General features: G+C 45.6%; 9 protein-coding genes and 1 other annotated feature. All 9 genes read right to left on the bottom strand.

All coding sequences use genetic code 11. The features are described 5' to 3' along the window. Positions 1–60: 60 nt before the first annotated feature. Positions 61–513 carry an Lrp/AsnC family transcriptional regulator gene (locus tag B0H94_RS07410; RefSeq protein ID WP_106588624.1) on the bottom strand — a complete coding sequence of 151 codons (453 nt, stop codon included), beginning with the start codon at positions 511–513 and terminating at the stop codon, positions 61–63. A 984-nt stretch (positions 514–1,497) separates the two neighbouring features. Next, positions 1,498–2,775 (bottom strand): serine--tRNA ligase, encoded by a 1,278-nt coding sequence (serS, locus tag B0H94_RS07405; RefSeq protein WP_106588623.1) that lies wholly within the window; start codon positions 2,773–2,775, stop codon positions 1,498–1,500. Positions 2,776–2,899: 124 nt separating this feature from the next. Then, positions 2,900–3,110, bottom strand: a binding site (T-box leader). 3 nt (positions 3,111–3,113) lie between these two features. Further along, positions 3,114–3,707, bottom strand: a complete 594-nt coding sequence (gene pdxT, locus B0H94_RS07400; RefSeq protein ID WP_106588622.1) for a pyridoxal 5'-phosphate synthase glutaminase subunit PdxT — start codon at positions 3,705–3,707, stop codon at positions 3,114–3,116. A 52-nt stretch (positions 3,708–3,759) separates the two neighbouring features. Beyond that, positions 3,760–4,644 carry a pyridoxal 5'-phosphate synthase lyase subunit PdxS gene (gene pdxS / locus B0H94_RS07395; RefSeq protein ID WP_106588621.1) on the bottom strand — a complete coding sequence of 295 codons (885 nt, stop codon included), beginning with the start codon at positions 4,642–4,644 and terminating at the stop codon, positions 3,760–3,762. Positions 4,645–4,762: 118 nt separating this feature from the next. Then, positions 4,763–6,085, bottom strand: a complete 1,323-nt coding sequence (locus B0H94_RS07390; protein ID WP_106588620.1) for a D-alanyl-D-alanine carboxypeptidase family protein — start codon at positions 6,083–6,085, stop codon at positions 4,763–4,765. A gap of 147 nt (positions 6,086–6,232) precedes the next feature. Further along, entirely contained in the window at positions 6,233–7,690 is a 1,458-nt protein-coding gene (gene guaB, locus B0H94_RS07385; protein ID WP_106588619.1) for an IMP dehydrogenase, read from the bottom strand. Between the two features lie 245 nt (positions 7,691–7,935). Further along, positions 7,936–9,018, bottom strand: coding sequence for an HD-GYP domain-containing protein (locus B0H94_RS07380; protein ID WP_106588618.1), 1,083 nt, complete (start codon positions 9,016–9,018; stop codon positions 7,936–7,938). A 50-nt stretch (positions 9,019–9,068) separates the two neighbouring features. Beyond that, positions 9,069–11,546: a DNA gyrase subunit A gene (gyrA, locus tag B0H94_RS07375; RefSeq protein WP_106588617.1), complete on the bottom strand. Its 2,478-nt coding sequence runs from the start codon at positions 11,544–11,546 to the stop codon at positions 9,069–9,071. 45 nt (positions 11,547–11,591) lie between these two features. Continuing rightward, on the bottom strand, positions 11,592–13,517 hold the full coding sequence (gene gyrB, locus B0H94_RS07370) for a DNA topoisomerase (ATP-hydrolyzing) subunit B (protein ID WP_106588616.1): 1,926 nt from the start codon (positions 13,515–13,517) through the stop codon (positions 11,592–11,594). Positions 13,518–13,566 lie beyond the last annotated feature (49 nt).

Below are 13,566 nucleotides of genomic sequence, written 5' to 3'. Positions count from 1 at the left end.
ATATTTTGAAATCAATTAAAATAAACAATATTTTGGATATTTAAAGCGAAAAGCATACTGCTAAGGTATAATATAGGAGAATGTATCTTTAAATTGCTTAAGTTCTACATTCACATCAGCATTCATAACGCCTTCAATTTTGGAGAGCTCGTGATTCACAAAATTGACGAGATCATCATTGCTTTTAAAGTATGCTTGTATAATTAAATCATGCTTACCTGAAAATGCACCGACAAACCGAACTTCAGGATACTGCTGTAAGTGAGCAGCTACTGCGTCCTGCTTCCCGAGTTGTGTGGTAATTCCGACGATGACCTGCACATTTAATCCAACTTTGTTCGGGTTGGTGTGAATAATGAATTCAAACACTTCGTTTTTCAACATTTTATTCACGCGTGAGCGGATCGTCCCTTCACTAACATCTAAAAGACGGGCAATTTCACTGTACGGGCGTTTACCATTGTCCTGAAGGTAATTCAATATTTCCATATCCATCTCATCAAGGTTATCCATGTAACATCCCTCTGACCCGTAGAATTCGAAACAATATCAACTTTTTTTTACGAAATTGAAATACATCATTTGATTTTTGTTGTTATTTCGTAAATCTTTGCGTGAATTAACGTCATTATAGAACGTTTAAAACTGTAATGCAATAAACGATATGAAATTTTCTATAAATTCTTTGAGAACTTTTCTAACAATCTCGTTTTGACATCTTTAAGCTAACCGTATATAGGTTTTTACATTTTTTTCAGTCTTACACTGTCATCTTATTACGAAAACGCTTTCAATACAATAAAATTTTATGAAAATCGCAACTTTATCAAACAAATTCGTTATCAGTAAAAAACAGTCCACTTTTCAACAAAAATGGACTGCTTACTGCTCCGAGCCGCTGGCTGCCGCATGATGAGGATAAAAAACCGAATCATGAACATAACCTTCACTTTCAGACGGACGCTTTCCCGAGGGCTTGGCCTCAGCTAACTTGTTCGAATCAAAACCATTCGAACAAGTGGATCTTCAGCCTGCGCTTCATCCTCTGGGAGTCGAGGTCTTTCGTTTCGGTCACTTGTAAATTTAAAGATCAGCAAGCATTTCCAATGTATGTGGTTCGCTTGATCGCTCATGAAGCGTCATTATGAAATTGATTCATCTAAATATCGCTTGACCAAAAGGCTCTCTACAATTCATGACCATCAAATGACGCAAGGCTGACGAGCATAGGCGGCGACGCCACCAGGAACAGCGCGAGCCGAAAATCCCGCAGACAGCGGTTGTCTGCCGAGGAAGTTGAGGCGGTGACGGGGGCTAAGAAGACACGGTGAGATCCAGCGTAAGCGTAGATCAAACCGATGTCGCACTTGTGCCCTCAAGGGGCACGCGTCCGCCGAAAAGCGACGTCAGCCTCCGCTTTTCTTAAAAGTTTGTCTACGCGCTGAAGCAGTCCACTTTTCAACAAAAATGGACTGCTTCTCTGCTTACCGCTTTATTTTAGCCACCAATAACTTCACGGCCGCCCATATAAGGCTGGAGAACTTGCGGAATATGGATCGTGCCATCCGCCTGCTGATAATTCTCTATAATTGCCGCTACGGTACGGCCCACCGCCAAGCCAGAGCCATTTAACGTATGCACAAATTCAGCTTTTCCTTTCGCTTCGCGCTTGAAACGAATATTCGCGCGACGTGCCTGGAAAGCCTCAAAGTTGCTGCAGGACGAGATCTCTTTATAATCATTATAGCTTGGCAGCCAAACTTCAATATCGTACTTCTTGGCCGCAGTAAACCCTAGATCTCCTGTGCACATATTCATGACACGATAAGCAAGACCTAAACGCTGTAAAATCGTTTCTGCATGCCCAGTCAAACGTTCAAGCTCTTCGTAAGAGTCTTCCGGCCGGCTGAATTTCACAAGTTCTACTTTATTAAATTGATGCTGGCGGATCAAACCTCGGGTGTCGCGACCAGCAGAACCAGCCTCCGAACGGAAGCAGGCGCTAAAAGCTGTGTAACTAAACGGCAGCTCTGCTCCGTCTAAGATTTCATCCCTATGCAGGTTTGTAATCGGTACTTCTGCCGTTGGTACTAAAAAGTAATCCTCTTCTTGAATTTGAAAAGCGTCTTCTTCAAATTTAGGAAGTTGTCCGGTACCAGTCATGCTCGGGCGGTTCACAAGATAAGGAGGAAGGACTTCTTCATACCCGTGTTCACTTTCATGCACATCCATCATATAGTTCATTAAAGCACGCTCTAACCGAGCACCAGCACCTTTATAAAAAGCAAAGCGACTCCCTGTAACTTTTGATGCCCGCTCAAAATCAAGCATGCCGTTTTCAGTTCCTAAATCCCAGTGTGGTTTCGGCTCAAAAGAAAAGTCCGGCTGCTCTCCCCACGTACGAACAAGTTCATTGTCATCTTCGTTTTCCCCGCGTGGAACGCTGTCTGCCGGTAAATTCGGAATACGAAGTAAAAGCGTATTTAACTCCTCATCGATTTGCCGCAGCTCTTCATCAAGGGCTTTAATCTTGCCGGAAACTTCTTTCGTTTCCTCGATCAAATGCGCAGCATCTTTTTTTTCACGCTTATAAGCAGCAACCTGTTCTGAAACTTCATTCCTCCGCTGCTTTAATTCTTCCGTTTCTTGGATATAACTGCGTCGTTTTTCGTCGAGTTCGAGAACCCGGTCCAGGCTGTCTAATTCTTCTCCACGCTTATTGAGCTTTGTTTTAACTTCTTCTGTATGCTGACGAATATATTTAATATCAAGCATTCGATTTCCTCCTTCATCATTTTCTTTGTATTTTATAATAGAAAAATTACAAAGGCACTTAACGTTTGTTCGAAATCTTTCATCCATATTTGCATAAAAAAGGCCTCGTCCCCCTGTGAATTCGGAAAGGGACGAGGCATAACCCGCGTTGCCACCCTGATTGTGCAAAGTATGCACCACTTTGTGTTTGCTAACGGGGCCTGCCCCGGAGCTGCTTACTTTTTTCAGCAGCCCGCTCCAGACGGGATTCCACGGTCCGGCCCACCGGCTTTCAGCTGCTGCCGGCTCTCTGTAGGTGCCAAGTACCGTGTACTTTTGTCTTTCTTCACGTTCATCGATTAAGCTTGTAGCGCAGTTTTGGATACTTCGCGAACCATACCGGCAAAGTATTGATGCAGCCGGTTATCTGCTGTTAACTCCGGATGAAAAGAGCACGTTAAAAACAACCCTTGCCGAGCAGCGACGATATCATTGCCATACGTTGCTAAAACGCGTACATCCTCGCCTACATCTATAATGAGCGGCGCCCGGATAAATACAGCTTCGACATCTTCAGCAACATCTTCAACCGCAAGCTTCGTTTCAAAACTTTCACGCTGCCGACCAAAGGCATTGCGTTCCACAGTCATATCAATCAAACCAAGGTGCCCGCTGTCTGCACCATCAATGTCACGCGCCATTAAGATCAAACCAGCGCATGTCCCAAATACAGGTTTACCGGCTTCTGCGAACTGGCGAAGCGGCTCAAGAAAGTTGTATTTATCAATGAGGCGGCGCATCGTCGTGCTTTCACCGCCAGGAAGAACAAGCCCGTCAATTTCATCCAACTGCTCCGGACGCTTCACGACGATCACGTTCGTATCCTCAGCTTGAAGCGCTTTTACGTGTTCTCTGACAGCCCCTTGCAGCGCAAGTACACCAATATGAATCATGGTTAAATCGCTCCTTTACGTCAAGCTCAACCGGCACTGCAAGATCGAAGTTTTACCAGCCGCGGTCCTGCATCCGTTCTTCTGGTTGAAGGCTGGAAATTTCTTGACCTTTCATGGCACTACCAAGGCCTTTGGAAAGCTTACCGATTAATGCATAGTCATCGTAATGCGTTGTCGCTTCAACAATCGCACGTGCATACGTTTTTGGATCATCAGACTTAAAGATGCCGGAACCAACAAATACACCATCAGAACCAAGCTGCATCATGAGTGCCGCATCTGCAGGCGTTGCAATCCCGCCAGCTGCAAAGTTAACAACCGGCAGACGTCCGTGCTCTTGAACAGCAAGCAGCTGCTCATAAGGTGCACCATGCTCTTTAGCTTCGGTCATGAGCTCGTCTTTAGACATGTGCACAACCTTTTGAACTTGTGAATTCATCATGCGCATATGGCGAACTGCTTCAACGATGTTTCCTGTACCAGGCTCACCTTTTGTACGAATCATTGACGCACCCTCACCAACGCGGCGCAGTGCCTCGCCGATATTACGCGCACCACATACAAACGGAACAGTATATTCGCTTTTATCGATATGATAAACTTCGTCCGCTGGAGTTAAAACTTCACTTTCATCAATATAATCTGCACCGAGCGCTTCAAGTACGCGGGCTTCAGCAATGTGACCAATGCGTGCTTTTGCCATGACTGGAATAGATACAGCCTCCATCACTTCTTCTAAGATGGTTGGGTCCGCCATTCGCGCTACACCACCGGCAGCGCGAATGTCTGCTGGTACACGCTCAAGGGCCATAACTGCAACTGCCCCAGCTTCTTCCGCGATTTTTGCCTGTTCAGCATTCACGACGTCCATGATGACGCCGCCTTTTTGCATTTCCGCCATTCCCCGTTTCACTCGATCCGTGCCTGTATCTGCCACAAACCATTCCTCCTGACCATGATATACGAATATAAAGTACATTTTGCTTAACACTACGTTTAACCTGCTTTAATATTTTAACATTAATTTCATTTCAGGAAAAGCTGGATTTCCGGCTTTAGAACCAACTGCGCACTATTTCTGTGGCACTGTTCCAAACACCTGAGAAAAACCCACCGATACTGCGCATCGTTAATGAAAACCAGCCGGCTTCCTCGACACTTTCTGTCGTCTTAACAGGCACACGCTTATGTTCAGCCATATCTTCTCGTAAATAACCGTCATCCGCTTCACCAGTATTGCTCACAGTAACGTAGCCAATGGTCTGTCCTTCTTCAATCGGAGCTGTTAATTCCCCGTCATCATTTAATAATGATTCGTCCACCGTAAAAGAAGGCTCGTACGCCTCTATTTCGTCCTCGTGTGCCATCACTTCAACTGATTCCTCGGTTGCTATGCTTACTTCATCTTCTTCCCCGCGCGTTACAGGCAGTACTTCTTCGTCAGGTGTGTATCCGGCTTCAAGAACTTCGGTTTCAGCGTAATTATCAAAACCGTAATCCAAAAGACTGGATGTCTGCTCAAAGCGGGCGTCCCGACTCTCGGTCCGCATAACGACAGAAATAAATCGTTGTCCTCCCCGTTCAGCCGTACCAGTGAAAGCATTGCCGGCGAGTGATGTATATCCGGTTTTTAATCCATCAACACCCTCATACGCATGCCGGCCGTCTGGAAGCATTTCATTCCAGTTTTCCATAAAAATCTCATCTTCAGTGCCCTCTTTAAAGTATGCTTCTTCTATGCTCGCCGTTTCGAGAACATCCGGGTGTTCATCAAGTAGATGATAAGACAACAATGCCGTTGCACGTGCTGACATCATGTTTTCAGCGTCTTCATCTGTTCCATCTGGATGCTGCCCTTGCATCGAACTGTTATTTAAGCCGGAAGAGTTCACAAACTCATACTCCTCCATGCCAAGTTCGCCTGCTTTTTCGTTCATCTCCGCTACAAAATCCGCTTCAGAGCCGGAGATTTTCTCCGCAAGCGCTACAGTCGCTGCATTGGCTGAATAGATTGCAAGCGCCTCGTACAGCTCTTGCACGGTATAAGTTTCATCTTGCCGCAGCGGAACATTGGACAAGTTTGTTGCTAAGGAGAGGCTTCTAACGTTGTCACTAATCGGCACCTCATCCTCCCAAGCAATTTCACCTTCTTCTACTGCTTCATGTACTAAGTATTCGGTCATGATCTTCGTCATACTTGCCGGCGGCAAAATCGTGTCTGCATTCTCTTTATAAACGATTTTCCCGGTATCTGCATCGACAAGTATAGCCGCTTCCGCTTCTAATTCAGGTCCTTCTGCAGCTGCTGTGCTCCCAAGTGAAGCCGCGAGCATTAAGCTGAGCGTTCCTGCTGCTGCAATTTGCATTGTTTTTCTCAATCTTCACACCTCCACGCTGACATACAAAACGTATTTTATCATACCGATTTTGAAAAACATAGAAGCAAAAGACCGAATTCCCAACCTGCTTGAGCCTAAAAAAGCGTACCATTTCCCGGGAAATGGTACGCTTTTTTACTCAATTAATTAAAGGTTGTAATTCGGTGCTTCCTTTGTGATCTGTACATCGTGCGGGTGGCTCTCAGTAAGCCCGGCATTTGTGATGCGTACAAATTTGCCGTTTTCGCGCAGGTCAAGCAGTGTCTTTGTACCGCAATATCCCATACCGGCACGAATACCACCGATTAACTGATGCGTCGTATCTCCAAGCGGTCCCTTATAAGGAATACGACCTTCAATCCCTTCTGGGACAAGCTTTTGATTGTCTTCTTGGAAGTAGCGGTCTTTACTTCCTTTTTCCATTGCACCAAGTGAACCCATGCCTCGGTAAACTTTAAACTGACGACCTTGGAAAATGACGCGCTCGCCCGGGCTTTCGCTTACACCAGCAAGCAGACTGCCGAGCATTACAGCGTGCGCTCCGGAGGCTAACGCTTTAATTATATCACCAGAATATTTAATACCACCATCAGCAATAATCGGTACATTATGCTTATGCGCTTCAGTAGCACAATCGTGTACAGCAGTAATCTGCGGCACACCTACACCGGCCACAACTCGTGTCGTGCAGATCGAGCCAGGACCGATCCCGACCTTGACCACATCTGCCCCTGATTCAATTAAATCACGCGTACCTTCGGCAGTAGCAACATTACCGGCGATGAGTACTGTTTCAGGATACATTTCCCGCAATTCTTTCAAAGTATCTAGTACACCTTGGGAATGCCCGTGTGCCGTATCAATAACAAGTGCATCTACACCAGCTTCTACAAGCGCTGCAGCCCGTTCTTTCGTATCGTGAGAAACGCCGACAGCAGCGCCTGCAAGCAGGCGGCCTTGTGTATCTTTAGCTGCATTTGGGTACTCAATTACTTTTTCTAAATCTTTAATCGTAATGAGTCCTTCTAACGTGTCATTTTCACTAACAAGCGGCAACTTTTCGATCTTATGCTCCTGCATAACTTTTTCAGCTTCAGCAAGCGTTGTGCCAACCGGTGCAGTAACTAAGTTCGTGCTTGTCATCACTTCAGCAATCGCAACATCATAGTTGCTGATAAAGCGGAGATCACGGTTGGTGATGATACCAATCAATTTTTGTGCTTCATCGACAATTGGTACGCCGGAGATGCGGAATTTACCCATAAGGGCTTCAGCATCGTACACTTTTCGATCAGCCGTTAAGAAGAAAGGGTTGTTAATCACACCGCTCTCTGACCGTTTCACAAGGTCAACCATCTCCGCTTGGGCTTCAATACTCATATTTTTATGAATAATCCCAAGTCCGCCTTCTCGAGCAAGCGCAATCGCAAGATCAGTTTCTGTAACTGTATCCATACCAGCACTGATTAAAGGAATGTTTAATCCGAGCTTAGCTGTGAGCGTCGTCTCTACAGTAACATCATTCGGGTGAATTTCTGACTTTGCCGGGAGAAGCAGCACATCATCAAATGTCAATCCTTCTTTTTCAAACTTATCGCTTCGCATCGATCTTCAACTCCTTAAAGTGATACTGAGCGTTAGCATGCGCGCCGCTCGACAATTTGTATTTTTACCATCTTATCATGTTTATTGTGACAGGCAAGCCGAAAGTGCTTAAGAAATAAATATTAAAAATTGTGCGAACATCTTTTTTGAATCAAATTACTCGTTACGTTTCACGTGAAACAAAAAAGCACCTGCAGCTAAAATGAGCGCAGGTGCTTGACATTCTTCCTATCAATTCAGAATTATTATTCAGCCACAAGTTCTGTTATAAAAAGGTTGTTTTCAAACTTTAAATCCAGCACTTTTTCCGTTTGCTTCATTTTCACTGTCGGCTTAGCTGGATGGCTGCTGTCGACAAACAACACTTCCGCTTCTTCACCATTTGTGAGCCGAACCGTGGAACCAATTGAAAATGTAATTAAACTGTCCACGAGTGCGTGAACAACCGAGGGATGAAACTTGCCGAACTGTTCATTTGCAATCATATGAAGCGCCCGGTACGGTGACTGCTTTTCCCGGTACGGGCGTTCTGACGTTAAGGCGTGAAACACATCAGCGACCGCAAAAATTCGGCTGTATAAATGAATCTTATCGCTTTTTACCCCCATCGGATAGCCGGACCCATCTTCACGTTCATGGTGCTGAACAATACCAAGTAGAAACTGGGCATCAAATGCCTGCGTATTACGAAGCATATTATAACTGTGCGATGGATGCTTTTGCACATTTTGAAACTCGGTTTCTGTTAAAGGCCCCTGCTTGTTGAAAATGTTTGCGTCGATTTGCGACATGCCGCTATCACACAATGCACCTGCAACACCAAGCTGCATCCAGACATCCGGACTCTGCTTCAAACGGCGGCCGAGAAAAGCAGAAAACAGCCCCGTCGCTACCGCATGATGATAAATATAATCTTCCTTGGCACAGTAATGATGGATGAACAATGCGCGCCGCGGCTCTTCGACAATCCCTTCCAGCAGCGGCTGCATCATTTGTCGGATGGCATTGACATCTACATTTGCGCCTTGAAGCCAAGAATTAAAATGCTTTTTATACGTTTGGACACCTTGTAAATACTGCTCAATAAAAGCATGATCTTTACTTTGCGGCGCATCATCTTCTTCAGGTACTTCAGCCGGCTGAAACGTCGTTCCATCCACTTTTGTCCGCTCTGCATAAACCTCCTCGATTAAAAAAGCTTCTAGCAGATCCAGGTGGTCATCTTTAATGACGGTGTTTTTACGGATGATTGGATAATTGGTCACCGCCATAACGTCTCGGGCTAAAATACACCCGGTTTCAAGCTGTTTTGGCTTCACGGTCAGCATAAGACGTTCCCCTTTAATGTTTATTGCAGATAAAGCTGGACAAAAGCGAGCTAGTCTTCTTCAGGATGATCTACATCATGGGCTGCCTCAATTTCACTTTCAGGCTCACTCGTCTCCACAGGAGCAACCGTCGACACTTCTTCGTCACCGGTCACCCGGATTAAGCGAACACCTTGAGCATACCGGCTTAAAACAGAGATCTCATCAACTTTCATACGGATGATCACACCAAGCACCGTCATAACCATGATGTCGTAATCACCACTGACAACGCGCAACGAGACGAGGTTTCCGGTTTTCTCCGTCAACGTGCATGTTTTCAGCCCTTTTCCGCCGCGATTTTGCGTTTTATATTCTTCAATCCGTGTCAGTTTGCCGTAGCCCTGGTCAGTGACATTCAATACTTGCTGACCTTCAGCAGCGATATCCATGCCGACAACTTCATCTTCTGCACCGAGCGACATGGCTTTCACACCAGTGGCATTCCGTCCCATCAACCGGACATCCTGCTCATGAAAGCGGATCGCCATTCCGCTTTTTGTGCCGAGAATGAGTTCATTTTCACCTGTTGTTAAACGCACACCATGAAGCTCATCCATTTCTTTTAGATTCACAGCGAATAAGCCACTTCGCCGCACGTTCGCAAATGCCGAAAGCGATGTACGCTTAGCGATGCCGTGACGGGTCAGGAAGAAAAGATATCGGTCTTCAGCAAAGTCATCAATCGGAATGACTGTACTGATCGCTTCATCTGTATCAAGCTGAATCAAGTTAATTGCCGGAATACCTTTGGCAGTCCGCTTTAATTCAGGGATTTCGTAAGCTTTTAAGCGATACATTTTTCCTTTGTTTGTGAAAAACAACAATGTTTTGTGCGAGTGTGTTGTAAATAAATGCTCGACAAAATCATCATCGTTCGTACCCATCCCTTGAATACCGCGGCCGCCACGACGTTGACTTTTATACGTATCAATTGGCAGACGTTTTAAATAGCCGTGATGACTAATTGTGATGACAACATCTTGACGAGGAATTAAATCTTCGTCTTCAATCATATCCTCGCCTGCTTCAATTTTTGTCCGACGCGCGTCGTTATATTGTGCCTTCAACTCCGTCAACTCGTTACGGATAATTTCAAGCACCCGCTCTTCACTTGCAAGAATTGCTTTTAAATCTGCGATTCGTTCGAGCAGCTCATTGTACTCATTTTCAATCTTTTCCCGCTCAAGACCTGTTAAGCGCTGCAGGCGCATATCAAGTATCGCCTGGGCTTGATCGTGGCTTAAATCATAATTGTTCATCAAGCCATCCCGGGCAATATCTGTCGTTTGGGATTGACGGATCAATTCGATAACTTCATCTAAATGATCCAGTGCAACCCGCAAACCTTCGAGAATGTGAGCGCGCGCTTCTGCTTTACGAAGCTCAAACGCTGTCCGGCGGCGGATCACTTCTTTTTGGTGCGCCAAATAATGCTCCAAACACTCTTTTAAAGTGAGCACCTGCGGCCGGCCGTCAACGAGTGCAAGCAGGTTAATCCCGAAACTCGACTGCAGCGGTGTCATTTTATAAAGGTTGTTTAATAAAACATTTGGGTTAGCATCTTTTTTCACTTCAATCACGACCCGCATACCAGAGCGGTCGGATTCATCGCGAAGGTCACTGATGCCTTCAATTTTCTTATCGCGTACAAGCTCAGCAATCTTTTCAACAAGCTTTGCTTTGTTTACTTGATACGGCAGCTCATGAACGATAATTCCTTGTTTCTGCGGGCTCATTTCCACAATTTCTGCATCTGCACGCACAACGACGGATCCACGGCCGGTTTCATACGCTTTACGAATACCGCTGCGGCCTAGGATTGAAGCACCCGTAGGAAAATCTGGTCCCTGGATATACTCCATCAAGTCGCTCATATTCATTTCTGGATCTTGACTTAACGCAAGCATCCCGTCAATCACTTCACCTAAATTGTGCGGCGGAATATTGGTCGCCATACCAACCGCAATTCCTGATGCACCGTTAACAAGCAGGTTTGGAAAGCGCGCCGGCAGAACGACCGGTTCGTGTTCAGCACCATCATAGTTTTCTTGGTAATCAATCGTGTCTTTATTAATGTCACGAACCATTTCCATTGAAATTTTAGACATCCGAGCCTCGGTATAACGCATCGCAGCAGCTGAGTCACCATCAACTGAACCGAAGTTGCCATGTCCATCAACAAGCATGTAACGATAACTGAAATCCTGCGCCATACGAACCATCGCTTCGTATACGGCTGAGTCACCGTGGGGGTGATACTTACCAATGACATCGCCGACAATACGTGCTGACTTTTTGTAAGATTTATCTGCGGTAATGCCAAGCTCGCTCATTGCGTATAAGATCCGGCGGTGCACCGGCTTTAAGCCGTCGCGCACATCCGGAAGGGCGCGGCTGACGATGACACTCATCGCATAGTCTAAAAATGACGTCTGCATTTCATCGTTAATATTTATTTCGTGAACTCTCGATTCGTTCTCTTCCATACCTAACCTCCATCATCCGAGCCATCATCCGGACGCGCGCAACAATTACACGTCCAGATTTTGTACATATTCTGCGTTTTCTTGAATGAAGTCGCGGCGCGGCTCAACCCGGTCACCCATTAACGTTTCAAAAACTTCATCTGCTTTAATCGCATCTTCAAGGCTCACCTGCAGCACAGTCCGACCTTGCGGGTCCATTGTCGTTTTCCACAACTGTTCTGCGTTCATCTCACCAAGACCCTTGTAGCGCTGAATATTCGGCTTCGGTGTGTCCGGAAGCTCCCCAAGAATTTGGTCAAGTTCGCGCTCGACGTAAGCATATCTCAAAGTTTTGCCTTGTTTAATTTGATAAAGCGGTGGTTGAGCGATATAAATATATCCTCTTTCAATTAACGGACGCATGTAACGATAGAAAAACGTCAAGATTAACGTACGGATGTGTGCACCATCAACGTCTGCATCCGTCATAATAATTACCCGTTGATAGCGGGCTTTTTCTATATCAAATTCCTCGCCGATCCCTGTACCAAGGGCTGTAATAATCGAACGAATTTCATTGTTGGCAAGTATTTTATCTAAACGGGCTTTTTCCACGTTAATAATTTTACCGCGGAGCGGAAGGATTGCCTGAAAGTGACGGTCGCGGCCCATTTTCGCTGAACCCCCGGCAGAGTCACCCTCAACAATGTAAATCTCACTCTCGCTCGGATCTTTTGACGCACAGTCAGCAAGTTTACCCGGCAGTGAGCTCACTTCAAGTGCACTTTTACGACGCGTCAATTCACGGGCTTTTTTCGCAGCTTCGCGGGCGCGCGACGCCATTAAGCCCTTTTCAACAACGCGCTTTGCTGTGTCCGGATGTTCATTTAAAAAGCGGGCAAAATGCTCGGAGAACAATGAATCCGTCACAGTTCGTGCTTCACTGTTACCAAGCTTCGTTTTCGTTTGCCCCTCAAACTGCGGATCAGGGATTTTTACTGAAATGATTGCCGTTAACCCTTCACGTACGTCATCACCGACAAGGTTTGGATCATTTTCTTTAAACAAGTAATTTTTACGGGCATAATCATTAATCACCCGTGTTAATCCCGTTTTAAAGCCAGATTCATGCGTACCACCTTCATGCGTACCGATGTTGTTGGCAAATGAATAAATATTACTTGCAAAACTGCCGTTGTACTGAACAGCAATTTCAATTTGAATCTCATCTTTTTCGCTTTCAATATAAATCGGCTCTTCATGAAGGACATCTTTCGAGCGGTTTAAATATTCAACAAACGAAGCGATACCGCCTTCGTAATAATACTCTACTTTGCGTTCCGGCGCTTCGTCGTTAAAACGCTCATCCATAAGGTAGATGCGCAGCCCTTTATTTAAAAACGCCAGTTCGCGCAGACGAGTAGCAAGGGTTTCATGATCGAACGTCGTTGTTTCTGAAAAAATCGTTGGATCAGGCTTAAATTGTATTTCTGTACCCGTAACTTCCGATTCACCAACAACTTGTAAATCGTGAGCTGGTACACCTTTTTCAAAACGTTGGTGATAAATCTTGCCGTCGCGAAACACACGAATCTCCAAGTAATCAGAGAGTGCGTTGACAACAGAAGCTCCAACCCCATGAAGCCCCCCGGAAACTTTGTAACCGCCGCCGCCAAATTTACCTCCGGCGTGTAAAACGGTCATAATAACTTCTACAGCCGGGCGCCCGGCTTTTTCATGCATCCCGACAGGAACGCCGCGTCCATTATCACGAACAGTTACCGTGCCATCCTCACCTACTGTAATTTCAATTGCATCACAGTGGCCGGCCATTGCCTCGTCAATACTGTTGTCGACAATCTCCCAAACGAGATGATGCAAACCACGGCTGCTTGTGGAACCAATATACATACCAGGACGCTTTCGTACCGCTTCAAGACCTTCAAGCACCTGTATTTGATTTTCATCATAGGAGTGCTGATCTACGGACATAATTTCACCTTCACTTTTGTCGCCGCACATACGTAAAGTTGTGGACGCA

The organism is Salsuginibacillus halophilus (assembly GCF_003014715.1).
In the GTDB taxonomy this organism is placed as follows: domain Bacteria; phylum Bacillota; class Bacilli; order Bacillales; family Marinococcaceae; genus Salsuginibacillus; species Salsuginibacillus halophilus.
The sequence above is the reverse complement of the archived record's forward strand: the minus strand, read 5'-3'. Positions and strand labels throughout refer to the sequence as shown.